The sequence below is a fragment of the Sedimenticola hydrogenitrophicus genome (assembly GCF_025175675.1).
Classification (GTDB): Bacteria; Pseudomonadota; Gammaproteobacteria; order Chromatiales; family Chromatiaceae; genus Sedimenticola; species Sedimenticola hydrogenitrophicus.
In genome coordinates, this window is the sequence record NZ_JANIOA010000010.1 from 103,205 (window position 1) to 119,243 (window position 16,039).

The following is a 16,039-nucleotide window of genomic DNA, read 5'->3' on the forward strand; positions in this document are numbered from 1 at the left end:
CATAACAATATCAGGCCGAAGTTGGAGAGCCAGCATGTCGGGAGAAGAACCAGTCAGCCATTCCGGGTCCCCCGGGGTACCGCGACCCTCCGAGGCGTTTTCCGCCTACTGCAATGCCGAATTTGACCGCCGCCGCAACAGCGGTGAGACTTTCGATGAGGCCACGTATCGCGAGGCGATGCAGCTGGCGCTCAGCAAGATCGAACGGCTGGAAGAGGAGGGCTACGCATGACCCAGGAGCCGCGCATACTTCGTCCCGTCCAGTCGAGGATTCCGGGATGATCCTTACCGATATCATTGCCGAGAATTTCCTCAAGTATGCCCGTCTGGAGTTGCGCAATCTGCCCGCGCAGGGGGTGATCGCCGTCTCCGGCGCCAATGAATCGGGCAAAAGTTCGATTGGCGAGGTGATCTGCTTCGCGCTGTTCGGTCGTACCTTCTCCCTGGGGCAGGAGGATCTGCGAAAACTGATCCGCTGGGGCGAGCCGGCGTGCAGCGTCACGGTCCGTTTTCGGGTGGAAGACCAGGCGCCGTATCAGATTACCCGTATGCTGGATCGGAATGGCAACCATGGGGTCCGGCTCTCTCGGGCAGATGCCGAGGAGAGTCCATTTGCGCGCGGTCAGGTCGAGGTCGAAGCGGTACTCTATGATCTGCTCGGGTACGGCTATGATGAGTTCATCGAGTCCTACTATCTGGCCCAGCGGGAGATCATTGCACCCCAGCCGCACAGCCAGGCGGTCAAAAGCATGGCCGGTCTCGCCACCCTGGAGTATGTGGCCTATGAACATGAACAGGAGATCGAACAGGAGCGCGAGGCGATTGCCGGCCTGCAGGACCGCATCGAGCAGCAGGACGGGGAGCTCAGGGAGTTGAACCTGGATCCCGCGGCGCTGGGCGAGCTGGAGTCGGAGCAGCAGGCACTGCAGGCCAATCAGGCGCTGCTGCAGGAGAAGGGAGCGAACCTGGAGCGCGCGTTCGGCGACTACCGGGAGATGCTGCCGAAACGTTTTGCCGCGCGTCGCGCCAGGCGGCGGGCGAGTATCCTGCGCCTGTTCAGCCTGATCGCCACCCTGCTGAGTGGCGTGGCCTGGGGGATGCTGGCGCGATTGCCGGATCACCCTTACAGCGGTCGTATTGACTCCGCCCTGAAGAGCTATCTGACCCAGTGGGAGGCACAGTACCCCACCGGACTGCTCTATGCCGCCGCGCTGTTCGCCTTGCTGTTTGCACTGCTCTGGGTGCGGGTGGTGACCCGGCAGATGCGGGTGAACCGCCTCAACGGTGAGGCCAATGGGCTGGCGGTGGCACTGGAGAGCGCCCTGCTGAGTCCGGCCAACGGACTGAACGGGGTGCACGCCGAGGAGGGCGAGGCGGACGAGCGCGCGGCCCTGCCGGCGCGCATCCTGGCCGAAACCGTCTCCATCAGTGAACTGGAGCCTGCCGTGGAGCGGATTGTCGACACCCTGCAGGAGAAGCGGGAGACCCTGCGTCAGCGGGGTGTCCGGTTGGGCACGGCGCTGCACAAGGAGCAGGCGCGTCTGAAACAGGGGGCGCAGCTCGATGCCGTCCGTGAGGCGCTGCAGCAGCAGCGCGCGGAGCATGAACGACGCATCGAACTTCGTGAGCATGCCCTGGAATTGTTGTCCGGCGCGATGAATACCCTCTCACAGCGCTTTAATCGCGATCTGGGAGAGTCGGTCAGCGGGACACTGCCGATCTTCACCGACAACAACTACCAGCATCTGCAGATCGAGGATGATCTCACGGTGCGGGTATTCTCCAGCCAGAAGCGGGACTTCATGGATCTGGAAGAGATCTCCAGCGGCACCCAGCGGCAGATCATGCTGGCGCTCAGGCTGGCCCTGGCTCAGGCCCTGAACCGGCGCACCGAGGGGGGGCGGCAGTTCGTGTTCCTGGATGAGCCCTTCGCCTTCTTCGATCAGGAGCGGACCCGAAGTACCCTGCGGGCGTTGCCCGGGCTGAATGGACGGATCAGTCAGACCTGGATCGTGGCACAGGATTTTCCCGCGGGGGAGGCGTTCGATCTCTCGTTGACCTGCGACCGGGAGCGACCCGAACTGGTGGTGTGACATGGCCGATTACAATAACTCCTGCGCGGTGTGCCGCTTTCTGCGCAGTCTCGCCTTCAGCGCCATCGGCGGTGGCATTGCCGGCTATACGGCGCTGGGGTTTGGGCTGAGCCAGGACCATGCCATCGTTGCCGCCTTCTTCGGCGCCTTGGGGCTGGTGGTACTCACCAGCCGTAAATCCAAGAACTCCCGCTGATCGGAAACCTACCGCCGGGTTGGTTACTGGGCGGCAGAGACCAGGGTGGGATTGAGCACCCGCTGTAGATCGTCCGCAGCCAGGCTGATCAGATAGCCCCGCCTGCCGCCGTTGATGTAGATCCGTTGCAGCGCCAGGATGCTCTCCTCGCAGTAGACCGGCATGCGCTTGCGGGTGCCGAACGGGGAGGTGCCCCCCACCTGATAACCGGAGTGGCGATCCGCTACCGCGGGCTTGCAGGGTGTGATCGACTTGACCCCAATATGGCGGGCCAGGGCTTTGGTCGACACCTCGCGGTCGCCGTGCATCAGCACGATCAGGGGATTGCCATTTTCATCTTCCATGATCAGGGTCTTGATCACCTGGTGCTCATCGACCCCCAGCTCAAGAGCAGAGACCCGGGTACCGCCCCCCGTCGTATAACGATAGGGATGATCCGAGAAGTCGACCTGGTGTTGGCGCAGCTGGCGGATGGCGGCGGTGGCCGGAGTCTTGTGCTTGGTCACGGTGGATACACTGTCGTTCGTCTGTGGATTGGGGCTATGATAGTGCAACACCGACCGTGCTGGAATATCGCTTTCGCGCTCAACAGACTCCTGGAATCACCGCTCGCCCGATGTCGCAACTCCCGGTTACCCAACTGCTGCCCGAACTCTGCCGGACCCTGGCGGAATCCGGACGTGCGCTGGTGGCCGCACCGCCGGGCTCGGGTAAGACCACCCTGATCCCACTGGAGCTGATCCGCCAACCCTGGCTGGCCGGCCAAAAGATCCTCATGCTCGAGCCGCGGCGTCTGGCCACCCGTGCCGCGGCGCGGCGCATGGCGCAGCTGCTTGGCGAACCGGTGGGCCAGCAGGTCGGCTATCAGGTCCGGTTCGAGCGTGAGATCTCCGCCAATACCCGCATCGAGGTGGTCACCGAGGGGATACTGACCCGTCGCCTGCAGCAGGATCCGGAACTCCGGGGGGTCGGACTGATCATCTTCGACGAATTCCATGAGCGCAGTCTGCATGCCGATCTGGCGCTGGCGCTCACGCTGGATGTGATGAATAACCTGCGCGATGACCTGCGCCTGCTGGTGATGTCCGCCACCCTGGATACCGGGGCGGTGGCCGGTCTGCTCGGCGGCGCGCCGGTGATTGTCGGCGAGGGGCGCAGCCATCCGGTGGAGCTGCGCTATCTGGAGCGTCCGGCAACGGCCGATATCAGTGAATCCCTGGCCCGGGGCGTGCTGCGGGCGGTGGCGGAGACGGCGGGGGATATCCTGGCCTTTCTGCCGGGCAGCGGGGAGATTCGGCGCGCCGCCTCCCTCCTCAAGGAGCGCCTGCCACCCGGGGTCGCCCTGTTTCCGCTCTATGGTGATCTGAGCCGGGCGGATCAGGACGCCGCCCTGACCCCGCTGGCGGCGGGCCGGCGGGTGGTGCTCGCCACCTCCATCGCCGAGACCAGCCTGACCATTGAAGGCATCGGCGCCGTAGTGGACGCCGGCTGGTCAAGACGCCCCCGGTTTGATCCCAACAGCGGGCTCTCCCGTCTGCAGACGGTGCGCGTCTCGGCCGCCTCGGCCGAGCAGCGGGCCGGACGCGCGGGGCGGCTGGGGCCGGGGGTCTGTTACCGGCTGTGGACAGTGGCCGAGCAGGCCCGCCTGATACCGCATCAGCCGCCCGAACTACTGGAGGCTGATCTGGCGCCACTGGTGCTGGAGCTGGCGCTCTGGGGGGTGACGTCGGCGGACGGGCTGGCGTGGCTGGACGGCCCGCCGGCCGGGGCCTATGCGCAGGCCCGGGAGCTGCTGCAGCGGCTGGATGCCCTGGACGCGCAGGGCCGGATCACCGCACTTGGTCGTCGCATGGTTGGGCTTGCCCTGCACCCACGGTTGGCCCATCTGCTGTTGAATGCGGGCGGGCAGGTGGATCTGGCGTTGGATCTCGCCGCCTTGCTGAACGAGCGGGATATCCTCAGACGGCGGCCCGGGGTTACCCATTCAATCGATATTGAAGAGCGTCTCCACCGGCTGGCCGCCTGGCGGCAGGGCCGGCGGGAGCGCGCTGCGGAGGGGGGGCTGGATCGCTCCGTAGCTCAGCAGGTGGAACGCTCCGTGAAACAGTGGCGCCGCCTGCTGGGTTCCGATTCTGAACGGGGGCGCAATGATCAACAGTTGAGTGTGGGTGGGCTGTTGTCGCTCGCCTTTCCGGAGCGCATTGCCCAGCGTCGTACCGGTTCGGACGGCCGCTATCTGCTCGCTTCGGGGCGTGGGGTGGTACTGTCGGAGGGGGACCCCCTGTCAGGGAGTGAATACCTGGTGGTGGCCGCGCTGGATGCCGGCCGGCGGGAGGGCCGGGCCTACCTGGCGGCGCCGATAACCCTGGATGAGATCCGGGCAATCCAGGCGCCGCAGATCGGCAGCGGCCGGCGGGTGGCGTGGGAATCCGCCAGCCACTCTGTGGTGGCCCGGGAGGAAGAGCGGCTCGGGAGCCTGATCCTGTCCCTGCGTCCCTTGAACCGTATCGACCAGGACGAGAGCGCTCGGGCGATGCTCACCGGCATACGCCAGATGGGGCTGGGGGCACTGCCCTGGAACGAGGCGCTGCTGCAGTGGCGGCAAAGGGTGATGTCACTGCGCTCATGGCTTGATGATCCGGTCTGGCCCGATCTCTCCGACGCGGCGCTGCTGGATAGCCTGGAGGAGTGGCTCGCTCCCTGGTTGACCGGTATCAGCCGCAGAGAACATTTGAAGCAGCTGGATCTGGATGCCATTCTCCACAGCCAGCTCTCCTGGGAACAGCAACAGCAACTGGAAAAACTGGCACCCGCCAGTCTGACGATGCCGAGCGGGGGTCGCCGGAGATTACACTATCAGGCCGCTGAGCCGCCGGTGCTGGCGGTGCGGCTACAGGAGCTGTTCGGGCTGCGGCAGACACCGGCGGTGTGTCGGGGAACGGTCTACGTCATGCTGCATCTGCTGTCGCCGGCGCAGCGGCCGATTCAGATTACCCAGGACCTGGCCGGCTTCTGGGACCGGACCTATGCGGAAGTTCGTAAAGAGTTGAAAGGGCGCTATCCAAAACACTACTGGCCGGATGATCCCTGTTCCGCGGTTCCCACTGCCCGGGTACGGCCGGTCAACAAAGGCTGAATTTGGTCCGTCATTCGTGCTCCCGCACGCCGATCAGTGGCCTGTAGCACGCCGTCACCGGCAAAGGTTTGCCGCTATTCCCCGTTTTTCTCCCTGCGATGCCGCGCTATTACCTGGTATTGGACTCGGAAATGTTGGGCTGGACAGGACCCGGGGAAGGTTGCAGTGTGGCAGGGTGATACGGTTCGCAGGGCCGGTCAATGGCGTGGTTGAATAAGCGGTAGTGTGTACGCGGTAAGCGCCGTTGCCGGGCAGTGTCTTCAATAATACCGGGCAGCATTCGCTGTGCGGACGTGGATTGACTCTATGCTAAGGCATAGGAATTGCAGTATGCACTGCGATTCTGTTGGTGCGGCGCAACTCGTTCGATCGATAACTGCCATTCAGAACAATGCCGGAGGAGGATGAGTTGGTGTCGCAAATGTCCCCTGTTCAACTTTCCACATAATCCAGGAGAGGGAAAAATGAAACAGCACAAGATCGAGATGGCGAATACCCGTGGATTGACACATGTTGATCTGGAATTTGATCCGGCCTACCACGCCGTGTGGGCCAGATTGCGCTATCCGGACCGTCCCTGCATCAGTAATGGGCTCATCCGGGATCTGCAGCAGGTGCAGACCCTGATCTCATCCATCGCCAGGAAAGGTCATGAGTCTGGCGACCCACACAGACTGCGTTATCAAATACTCAGTTCGAGTCTCCCGGGCGTATTCTGTCTGGGTGGAGACCTGGAGATGTTCATCCGCCTGATTCGGCTCGGTGACCAGGACGGACTGGCGAATTATGCCCGGGATTGTATCGATATTCTCTACGCCTCGATCAGCGGATATGGGTTGCCGTTTACCAGCATTGCACTGGTTCAGGGAGAGACCCTTGGCGGCGGGTTCGAGGCCGCGCTCGCCGCCAATGTACTGATTGCCGAAAAGAGCGCCAAATTCGGTTTTCCGGAAACCGTATTCGGTATGTTTCCGGGAATGGGGGCGTTCAGCTTCCTGGCGCGCCGCATCGCACCGGCCATCGCCAAGCGCATCATTGCCAGTGGCAAGGTCTACACGGCGGATGAGCTGTTCGAGCTGGGGGTGGTGGATCAGGTGGTGAATGATGGTAAGGGGGTTGAGGCCGTCCACGAATTCATTCGCCATCAGCAGGTGCGCAGTACCGGTTTCGAAGGGCTGGAGCGGGTGGTGGAGCAGTTCAATCCGCTCTCCTACAAGGAACTGCTGGAGGTGGTCAATATTTGGGTTGAAACCGCGCTACAACTGTCGGAAAAAAATCTGCGGTTGATGGAATATCTGGTGCATGCACAGAATAAACGCTGGACTCCGGTGGCAAACACAGCGGCCAGGTTGAAACGGGTCAATACGGGATGATCGGCAACAACGGATTGCGGCTCAGGGCGCGGTAAAGGGGGAGCGTGGATTCTCAATCAATCTTGAGAGTTCGCTGACCCCCTGGTTGAAGGCCGTGCGCAGGTTGGCAATCTGATCCGACCCCTGTTCGCTAAGGCGATCCTGTGGCAGCTGCTCCGCACACAGGGCCTGGGCCTGCAGGCGGCTGAGGCCGAGATTGGCTGCGGAGCCTTTCAGGGCATGTGCGTACGAGCTGAACTGTGCCGGATTGTTGGCCGTTACCGCCTGTGACATCTCGTCAAGCAGCTGTTCTCCGTCCTGTTTCAGCTTGTTCAGCAGCCGTTCAAGGAAGGCCTGGTCCGGCGCCAGCAGGTACAACTCATTGATGGTGCCCAGATCCAGTATGGGATCACCATCCGCTGCATCGGTTGACTCAATCGCCGCTGGCGAAGGGGGATGTGGTTTCTGGTCTGCAACCGCCAACCGGATCACCTTATTGAGGCGTTGCGCTGAGATCGGCTTGGTGAGAAACCATTTGATCCCGGCCTCCTCACACTGTTTACGGCTCTCTATGGTGGCGTTCGCGGTGAGTATAATGAACGGAATCGAGTTGTCTGGATGGGCAAAACGGAATATTTTGAATGCATCCAGTCCGCCCAGGTGGGGCATCTGCATATCCACGATGACCAGGTCATAGCGGCGGGTTTCCAGCGCATCCAGTAACTCCTGCCCATCTTCCACTTGCTGGTAGTGGTGGCCCGCCTGATCGAGCATGCGGCCGAGTACCAGCCGATTGATGGGATTATCCTCGGCAAACAGTATTTCCAGTCTATGCTCGGGACCGGGATGCGGCGCCGTGGCGGAATCCATGGCGGCGGAATCCGCGGAGAGTATGTCGTTGGCATCGTAGTCCGAGACCCGTGATGCATGCAGTATGTTGAACAGCGGCACTTTGTCCAGCGGCTCCTGTAGGATCTGGACCCGGTTTTTGATGGTCGGACGGATCAGCTTCAGTTGTCGTTTGTTGCCGCTATGCAACAGCAGGATTGAAGTATCCTGGCAACCCTGGTGACGCAACAGGTGGTCGATATAATCAACCGTGTTCTGATCATACGGGGTCTCCTCGAACAGCAGCAGATGGTAGGGGCGGGACTCTGCAGCTGCCGCCTTCAGTCGTCTGGCCGCGTCGCGAATATCGGGACTGTTGTCAAACTGCACACCCCAGCCGTGCAGGCAGTGCGTGGCATTGGTCTCGATCGATTCATCCAGGGTTGAAATACGCAGTACCCGGCAGCTCTGCATCAACTGCATCTCGTCCGGGGTTACCATCTTTTCCTGGGCCTGGAATCCGAGTTCGAACCAGAACAGGCTGCCGCTGCCGGGCTCGCTTTGCAGACCGATCTCTCCCCCCATCAGTTCAACCAGCTGCTTGGCAATGGTGGTCCCCAGGCCTGTTCCACCGAAGCGGCGGGTGGTGCTGCCGTCGGCCTGGGTGAACTTCTCAAAGATTTTTTCCTGTATCTCCCCGGGGATACCGATGCCGGTGTCGCTGACCTCGAAGCGGATGACCTGGGACGCGTCCTCTGCTTCCCGGATCCGGGTGCAGCGCAGTTCCACATGGCCGGAGTCGGTGAATTTGATGGCATTGCCGATCAGGTTGATCAGCACCTGGCGGAGATGCAGCGGATCACCAATGAGACGGAACGGGATGATCGGATCGATCTGGGAAAACAGTTGTACCTTTCTTTTGTTGACCTGCGGAACAAGCATCTTGATGGTGCTGTTGATCAAGGCATGGAGATCGAACGGGGTGGTTTCGATTTCCAGTTTTCCGGCTTCGATCTTGGATATATCCAGAATGTCCTCAATCAGGCGCAGCAGGGTATGGCCGGAGGTATGTATGGTGTCGACATATTCCCGTTCCAACCGATTCAGATGACATCCCCTGAGGAGTTCACCGGTACCGATGATGCCATTCAACGGTGTCCTGATCTCATGGCTCATGCGTGCCAGGAACTCGCTCTTTGCCTGATTGGCCGCCTCCGCACGGCGACGCTCCTGATGAATGCGTTTGGTCAGCTTGGCCGCGTAGCCGGGCAGTACCATGAGCGAGACGAGCAGTCCAATACCCAGTGGAAGATTCTCCCGCCAATAGGGCGTGAATGCGATGACGGTACTGAAGCCGATAACCGACAGCACACCGGAGAGATAGAGATATTTTTCACCGTAGCGGAAGCCATTGCCGAAAGTGACCCAGAGATAGACGGCATACCACGGGGCTCCCAGTTCACCGGTGATGGCCAGTCCGAAACTGAAGGCCGAGACATCGGCGACGATGCCGATCACCCGGCGTAGCGGGGACTTGTCCGGCCAGCTCAGGATGGACAAAAACAGGGTGGTGGAGAGGATGATAAAGAGCGAAATGAAAACAAGTATAAAATGCCATTCCCGCAGCGCCGCGGGCGAGGAGGGTCCCGAGGCCAGGATATAGACAAACAGGGCAACCTGAATAAAGATGCGCACTGCCGCCTGTTCATGCTCGCTATCCGGTCGGTTGCTCAGTCTATGGGTAAGCCGATGGAATCCTGTCTCTATCGTGGCAAAAAAAGATGTGGGATTGCTATTCATAATTAGGTGATGATACAGTGCTTGTGGTGTCACCGACAGCAAATCCAGTCTATTTTCGAAACATCAACGGAAGCATATATCATGGCCATGGACATTGAAACTATCGTTAAAACGGCGATTGCCAATCAGAAAATGATCGATGTGGAATCGATTTCATTGATGACCTCGCTACAGGATCTTGGGGTGACCTCGCTGGATGCGATCACCATCGTCTATGAGGTCGAGGAGATCTGTGACATTGAAGTGCCGAATGATGAGCTGGAGAACCTCCGAACGGTCCAGGATATAGTGACCGGTGTGCAGTCACTGTTGGCAAAAAAAGTCCAGGTATGACCCGGGACGGGAATAGCCGGGTGGTGATCACCGGCCTCGGCTCGGTGTCGGCGCTGGGTCTCGATACGGACCGGTTCTGGACCGCCGTGAAAACCGGGCAGAGCGGTATCGCTCCGCTGCAAGGATTTGCTGATGCGGCACTGAAGATCAAGCTGGGCGCGCAGGTCAAGGGGTTTGACGCGGCGGCCCACTTTTCCAGCAGGGATCTCCCGCTCCTGGATCGCTACAGCCAGTTCGCCCTGATGGCGTGCCGCGAAGCCATTGGACAGGCCGGCCTGGAACCGGCCGTCCTGCACGATGCGGCGGCGGTTATCGGCACCGGTTGCGGGGGCAAAGAGACCGATGAAATCACCTACGCCCATCTCTATAAAGAGCAAAAATCCCGCGCCCATCCGTTCACCATCCCCAAGGGCATGCCCAGTGCCGCCGCCAGCCAGGTGAGCATGCAGCTTTCCATCGCCGGGCCGGTGTTCACCGTCTCCAGCGCCTGTTCGTCGGCCAATCACGCCATTGCCCAGGCGGCGCTGCTGATCCGTGCCGGGGTGGTGGAGGTTGCCATTGCCGGCGGTACCGATGCACCCTTCACCTACGGGTTGTTGAAGGCCTGGGAGGCGCTGAGGGTGGTCTCCACGGACAATTGCCGACCTTTTTCGGCCGATCGTAGCGGTCTGGTGTTGGGGGAGGGCGCGGGAATGGTGGTGCTGGAATCGGAACGCCACGCCAGGCGGCGTGGCGCATCGATTCTCGCCCGGCTCGCCGGTTCGGGCATGACGGCGGATGCCGGCCATATCACCGATCCCTCCGCCGACGGGGCGGCACGCGCCATCCGCGCCGCACTCAAGGATGCCGCCATCGACGCTCAGTCGGTGGAGTATGTGAATGCGCATGGCACCGGCACCCTGGCCAATGACCGTACCGAAACCGAGGCATTGCATCGGGTGTTCGGTACGCATGCCAAGGCCTTGATGGTCTCATCCACCAAGGCGATGCACGGCCATGCGCTGGGTGCCTCCGGTGGCCTGGAATTCATTGCCACGGTGCTGGCGCTGCGTGAGGGGATCATCCCGCCCACTATCAATTTCACCGGGCCGGGCGAGGGGTGTGATCTGGACTATGTACCGAATGTCGCCCGGGAGAGAAAAATCCGCGTGGCGATCTCCAACTCGTTTGCGTTCGGCGGACTCAATGCGGTACAGGTGCTTCAGGCGATTTAATGACGGGCTCGCCCGTGTTCACCACCAAGGGGTCGGAGTCAACCCGTGCGACATGGTATGGCCCAACCACCAGGGAGGAACGGGTTGACTCCGACCCCGTCGACTGGTGGGAGTACCGTGGCGCATTCAGCCCGTAGGTTGGGGTGAGGAACGAACCCCAACATCGTGGTGCGGACGCTAAACCCCCGTTGGGGTTCGCAGGCTCACCCCAACCTACGAACCGGGCGGCTCAGGGTTTTGTGGCGCGTCCAGCTTATCCGGTTTTACGGTAGCGGTAGTGACCATTGCCGAAGAACTCGCCTGACTGGGGAGCAAAGAGCACCACCTTGCAGACGGTAAAATAGTTGTTCCAGTAGCGGATGTCGTCCTCCGACAGCAGTGTCTCATGCAGCCGTTCGATCTGCTCCCAGAATCGACGATGCCATTCGTCTATGGTGCGCCAGTAGTTCATGCCGTTGATGTACACCCCCAGCTCGGGCGTGAGATACCGCTGCTGATTCAACATCTCCTGATGCGGCCAGACCCGCCCACCGGGAAAGTAGGCCCCGACCGGCGTCTGCCGCGCATTGAAGTACTGGGGAAACACCGGTTGCGAGACGATCAGGTGCAGAAACACCCGGCCCCCCGGTTTCAGCAGGGAGGCCATGAGGCGAAATATGGCATCCAGATTGTTCACCTGTTCGAATACCGCAATCGAGATCACCAGGTCATAGGATTCAAGGCCCAGCTCATCCGCAGGGATGTTGCTGATATCGTTTTCAATCAGGGTGATATTGGCCTTGCTGAACAGGTGGTCGCTCTGCTGTTGCTTGCTGCGTATGTAATCCGCCTGTGTCTTGCTGGCGGTGATGGTGACCACCTCGACATGCGGAAAGTGCTTGAACAGGTAGGCTTCGAAGGAGCCGAAGCCACAGCCGATATTCAGGATCCTCTCATCCCCGCGGATTTCCGCGCGCTCACAGATCAGGCGAAACTTCTCTTCCTGTGCCTGCTCCAGACTGAAGCCGCTCTGCATGACCTGTTCCGGCGTGTCGCCATAGTAGGCCATGGAATAAGCCATGTAGTCCCGATCCAGGAAAGACTGGAAAAACTTCAGGGGCTGGTCGTAATGAACCGACATGAGCTCATCCGTCTCTTCCCAGGTCGGTCCCTGATCGGTGGTGATCCCGAAGGCTTCGAGGGTGTGTTTTTTATCGGCTTCGCGGCGATATTCCCGATCGAAATAGCGTGTCAGGCGCGTTTCGTAGAGCTGCAGTTCAGGGGAGCCGTAGGGGTGTATCCCGGCTTGGTGGAGTTTGGTTATCAGCGTGTTCATAATTCAGTCCCGAGAAATTTATTCCTTTCTGTGGGCTGAATTATTACCTTGGGAGAGGTACTCAATCAAGGCCACAATGGTGGCATCCCGGCAATTTTCCGTATCCGCCAGAAGATTTTCCAGATGGTGAGCGGAATCCTGTTGTTTGATCCGGGTGAGACGCACTGCCAGACGATAGAGATTCAGCGCCCCCAGATTGCCGGCGGTGTCCTTCAGTTTGTGGCCATAATCCTGGATCGATTTGATCTCCTGTCTGCCGACCGACTGTTTCAGCCCCTGGATCAATGCACTGCTCTCCTTATCAAACTGATCGATCAGTTCCAACAGGAAGTCATTCTCTTTTCCCAGCCGTTTCAGTTCCTCGAGCTGGTGGGTGTCGAGTGTCAGGCTGTCATTGTGATAGCGGGCCGCTACCGAGGCGGCGGGGTAATCGAATACCCCCTCATTGTGGTCCGTCTGCACGCCCGCCCTGATGATCGTTTCGAGCAGCCGCTGGGTGGACACCGGTTTGACGATCAGGTGCTCAATGTCCGCATCCTCGCATGCCCGGATTATCTGGGAGTTGGGGGAATCGAGCAGCAGTATAAAGGGGATCCAGGGTTGATTCGGATGCGCGAAACGATAGAGCTTTATCGCTTCCATTCCGGATATTTCCGGCATCTCCGCATCCAGGATGGCGAGGTCGAAATGGTGATTGTCGAGCGCATCGAGAATTTGTCTGTTGTCACTGATCAGAAAGGTCTGATGGCCGGCATTATCGAGGATTCTGCGCAGCTTTCTGCTTTCACTGATGTTGTCGCAGGCAATCAGGATGTCAAGAGGCGGCTGTCCTTTTTCCGCTTCATAGTGGTCGAGCAACTGAACCACATTATGGCGATGCAGGGCGGTTTCACGGGCACTGTGAAGCGCCTTGAAGAGCAGGGTCTTGTCGACGGGGGCAGCGAGAATCCCGGAGTATCCCACGGTATAGAGCTGCTCGGTCCGGGACGGCAGGGCGCTGCCGTAATGAATCAGGTACAGCGACTGCAGCAGGGGCTCCGTGCGGAGGGCGATGGCGAATTGGCACTCCTCCATGTCCAGGCCGCCCTGATCGACAATGACCGTCTGAAACGGTCTGTCCGAATCTGCGGCCTCAATCAGCTTGGCGAAAGCCCTTGCGCTGTTGCCGACTTGGGTGAATTCCACTCCCCAGCTGTTGAGGTGTTCGGATATTTCATGTTTTCCCTTCTTGTCACCGGACAGCAGAAGCAGGCGAATACGGCTTAATGACTCTATGGTGCCGGGCCGCGGCCCGCCCGCCGCTTTATCGGACTGCGCTGTTTCCCCGGTCGCTTCGGTTGGTTGAGCATCGCCGCTCGTTTCGAGGCCGGGTTCGCGCGCGACTTTCCACCGTGTGGCGACCAGGCTGTAGATGATGATCAGGCTGATCAACAGGGCGGGCAAAAGCAACGCAAGCGGAAGCTTCCCCATTAACATCAACAGGTCAAGACACAGCACCCCGGCGATGCCGAGGTAACCTGGTATTCCCCGGGCTTTCATGACTCCGGCTCGCGCTGTGCTGTCGGTGCTTTCCATGGCATCTGTCTACTGATTGAGGTTTTCATGGCTGATCGACAAGTTGTCGTGAATCTCGAGTACTTTGTCCAGGTTGGCCAGAAATACGTCCACGCAATCCGGATCGAAGTGCCTGCCCCGCTGGGTTTCTAGATAGCCCAGTGTTCGATCCAGGGGCCAGGCGTTTTTGTAAGGGCGCACTGATCGCAACGCGTCAAATACATCGGCAACGGCAACCACGCGCGCTTCAATGGGGATTTCGCTGCCGGCCAATCCCTGGGGGTAGCCCTTGCCATCGAAGCGCTCGTGATGACCGTAGGCGATAACCGCGCCCGCCTGGATGTAGCAGGAGGTGCTGTCACGCAGGATGTCATAGCCGATCCGGGTATGGGTCTGCATGATGCTCCACTCCTGGCTGGTCAGTTTGCCGGGTTTGAGCAGGATGTGATCCGGTATGCCGATCTTGCCGATATCGTGCATCGGCGCGGCCAGGCGGATGACTTCGCACAGGTTGTCGTCCAGGTCGAGTGAGCGAGCGATCAGGCAGGCGAAGTCGGACATGCGAATAACATGGTCACCGGTCTCCTCATCACGAAATTCACCGGCCTTCGCAAGACGCAACAACGTCTCCTTTTCACGATGCTGCAGCTCTTCGGTTTTTCGTGAGATCTCCTGTTCCAGCCAGCGCGCCCGGTCTTTAATAATGACTTGCTGTTTTCTCAGTTGCAGCAGATTGCGGCAGCGGGCACGGCACTCGTAGTGGTCGATCGGTTTGGAGAGGAAATCCGTGGCGCCGGCCTCCAGCGCCTGATAGCGAATCGATTTGTCGTCGATGCAGGTGATGATAACCAGCGGTATGTCGGTGCAGGAGGGTATCTTGCGAAACCAGCGGGTGAACTCGACCCCATCCATATTGGGCATTTTGTAATCCGTGATGACCAGATCGTGGTTGTTGCGTTTCGCCCACTCCAGCGCTTTTACCGGATCAGAGAAACACTCCACATGGATGCTGTCATCAATAGAGTGAATCAACTCTTCAAGGATCATCAGACTGATGGTCTGGTCATCTAGAATCAATACGGTTGGCATAACCCAATCCTCAGGCATCCGGTTGGCAGAGCGAATTGTGCGTCGCGTTTGGTCCGGGATGAAAGCGGATGCCTCTCATTTATGGTCAGTATGAAGTAAAAACATACTAGGTTATTCAAAAACAAAAAGATAGTTGCGCATCTGTTCCCGGCCGGTGGCTAATTCTCGGAAAATAGCTGCTGTAACAGGGTGCGAATGTTGCCCGCCTCGAAGGGTTTGTCGCAAATGGCGGACACCCCGGCCTGCTGTATGGCGGCCAGGCGGCTCTCGCGCTCTTCACTGGTCACCATGATAATCGGAATCGAGGATTGGCTGCTGTTGGCGCGGACATGGTTCACCAGCGCCTCGCCGTCCATCTCCGGCATGTTGTAATCGGTCACGATGAGATCGAAAAAGTTGCTCTCCAGCAGTTCCATGGCCTCCTTCCCGTTGTTCGCCTCGGTAAAGATTTCCAGGCCCATGTCGGTCAGGGTTTTACGCAGGTGCTTGCGGGCGAAGCCGCTGTCGTCCACCAGCAGGACGTGGAGGCTTTCCGGATCGTAGCTGCCCAGGTTGAGCGCCTGTGGATCGAGATACTCAAGGGTCGAGCCAAGGGCGATGCGCAGGGAGTCCTGGGTAAACGGTTTGGGCAGAATGGCGATGGCGCCGGCCTGGCGAATGGGGTCCAGGTAACGGAAACGGGTTTCACTGGAGATCAGCATGAAGGCGGTATCCCCGATCGAATCGGTCTCGCGCATGCGGTGCACCAGGTCGGTGCCGGTCATGTCGGGCAGGTAGAACGTGCTGATCACCAGATCCGGCGCGTACCCGACCATCAGGTCGAGGGCTTCGCGGCCACTGGTGACCGGGGTGATACGGTGTATCCCCAGATTGTTGAGATAGCGGGTGACGATCTTCTGCTGGGTGGCGGAAGGTTCAACCAGTATTACCATCAGATCATTGAGAGTCAGCGACATCTTCGCGCCCGGCAGGAGTCCATATGAACGGTAGCGGCCGTTGAGCGCCGTTCTTTATCCCGTCGCCAATTCGCGGCTCAAGTTTCAGAATTCAGTTCCGGACGCTGGGCGGACGACGCGCGGCGCCTTTTGAACCCTGAAACGTGACTACTCTCCCGGACTGTTAAGTAATT

13 protein-coding genes are annotated in these 16,039 nt (G+C 59.8%); 7 read left to right on the forward strand and 6 right to left on the reverse strand.

Annotated elements, in window-relative coordinates:
- Positions 1-34: 34 nt before the first annotated feature.
- Genes NPX02_RS07735 through NPX02_RS07745 form a run of 3 tightly spaced genes read left to right on the forward strand, consistent with a single transcriptional unit; the run spans position 35 to position 2,289 of the window.
- Positions 35-232, forward strand: coding sequence for a nodulation protein E (locus NPX02_RS07735; protein WP_260292916.1), 198 nt, complete (start codon positions 35-37; stop codon positions 230-232).
- A 46-nt stretch (positions 233-278) separates the two neighbouring features.
- Positions 279-2,093 carry an AAA family ATPase gene (locus tag NPX02_RS07740; protein ID WP_260292917.1) on the forward strand — a complete coding sequence of 605 codons (1,815 nt, stop codon included), beginning with the start codon at positions 279-281 and terminating at the stop codon, positions 2,091-2,093.
- Between the two features lies 1 nt (position 2,094).
- Positions 2,095-2,289, forward strand: a complete 195-nt coding sequence (locus NPX02_RS07745; protein ID WP_260292918.1) for a hypothetical protein — start codon at positions 2,095-2,097, stop codon at positions 2,287-2,289.
- Positions 2,290-2,312: 23 nt separating this feature from the next.
- Here NPX02_RS07745 and ybaK read toward each other — a convergent pair whose 3' ends face one another.
- Positions 2,313-2,795 carry a Cys-tRNA(Pro) deacylase gene (ybaK, locus tag NPX02_RS07750; RefSeq protein WP_260292919.1) on the reverse strand — a complete coding sequence of 161 codons (483 nt, stop codon included), beginning with the start codon at positions 2,793-2,795 and terminating at the stop codon, positions 2,313-2,315.
- Positions 2,796-2,905: 110 nt separating this feature from the next.
- Here ybaK and hrpB point away from each other — a divergent pair, with 110 nt between their 5' ends.
- Together hrpB and NPX02_RS07760 are read left to right on the forward strand one after the other, a co-directional pair.
- Positions 2,906-5,425 carry an ATP-dependent helicase HrpB gene (hrpB, locus tag NPX02_RS07755; protein WP_260292920.1) on the forward strand — a complete coding sequence of 840 codons (2,520 nt, stop codon included), beginning with the start codon at positions 2,906-2,908 and terminating at the stop codon, positions 5,423-5,425.
- A gap of 464 nt (positions 5,426-5,889) precedes the next feature.
- Positions 5,890-6,798 carry a crotonase/enoyl-CoA hydratase family protein gene (locus NPX02_RS07760; protein ID WP_260292921.1) on the forward strand — a complete coding sequence of 303 codons (909 nt, stop codon included), beginning with the start codon at positions 5,890-5,892 and terminating at the stop codon, positions 6,796-6,798.
- 21 nt (positions 6,799-6,819) lie between these two features.
- On the opposite strand, the gene NPX02_RS07765 is transcribed toward NPX02_RS07760, so the two are convergent.
- Positions 6,820-9,300 carry an ATP-binding protein gene (locus NPX02_RS07765; protein ID WP_260292922.1) on the reverse strand — a complete coding sequence of 827 codons (2,481 nt, stop codon included), beginning with the start codon at positions 9,298-9,300 and terminating at the stop codon, positions 6,820-6,822.
- Between the two features lie 186 nt (positions 9,301-9,486).
- On the opposite strand from NPX02_RS07765, the gene NPX02_RS07770 reads away from it, so the two are divergent.
- Both NPX02_RS07770 and NPX02_RS07775 read left to right on the forward strand, forming a co-directional pair.
- Positions 9,487-9,738 (forward strand): acyl carrier protein, encoded by a 252-nt coding sequence (locus tag NPX02_RS07770; RefSeq protein WP_260292923.1) that lies wholly within the window; start codon positions 9,487-9,489, stop codon positions 9,736-9,738.
- Positions 9,735-10,952 (forward strand): beta-ketoacyl-[acyl-carrier-protein] synthase family protein, encoded by a 1,218-nt coding sequence (locus NPX02_RS07775; protein ID WP_260292925.1) that lies wholly within the window; start codon positions 9,735-9,737, stop codon positions 10,950-10,952. The genes NPX02_RS07770 and NPX02_RS07775 overlap by 4 nt, the downstream gene beginning before the upstream one ends.
- Before the next feature lie 253 nt (positions 10,953-11,205).
- On the opposite strand, the gene NPX02_RS07780 is transcribed toward NPX02_RS07775, so the two are convergent.
- The 4 genes from NPX02_RS07780 to NPX02_RS07795 form a co-directional block, all read right to left on the reverse strand.
- Entirely contained in the window at positions 11,206-12,267 is a 1,062-nt protein-coding gene (locus tag NPX02_RS07780) for an SAM-dependent methyltransferase (RefSeq protein ID WP_260292926.1), read from the reverse strand.
- Between the two features lie 18 nt (positions 12,268-12,285).
- On the reverse strand, positions 12,286-13,806 hold the full coding sequence (locus tag NPX02_RS07785; protein WP_260292927.1) for a response regulator: 1,521 nt from the start codon (positions 13,804-13,806) through the stop codon (positions 12,286-12,288).
- A 45-nt stretch (positions 13,807-13,851) separates the two neighbouring features.
- On the reverse strand, positions 13,852-14,910 hold the full coding sequence (locus NPX02_RS07790; protein WP_260292928.1) for an HD domain-containing phosphohydrolase: 1,059 nt from the start codon (positions 14,908-14,910) through the stop codon (positions 13,852-13,854).
- Between the two features lie 158 nt (positions 14,911-15,068).
- Positions 15,069-15,866: a response regulator transcription factor gene (locus tag NPX02_RS07795; RefSeq protein WP_260292929.1), complete on the reverse strand. Its 798-nt coding sequence runs from the start codon at positions 15,864-15,866 to the stop codon at positions 15,069-15,071.
- Between the last annotated feature and the right edge of the window lie 173 nt (positions 15,867-16,039).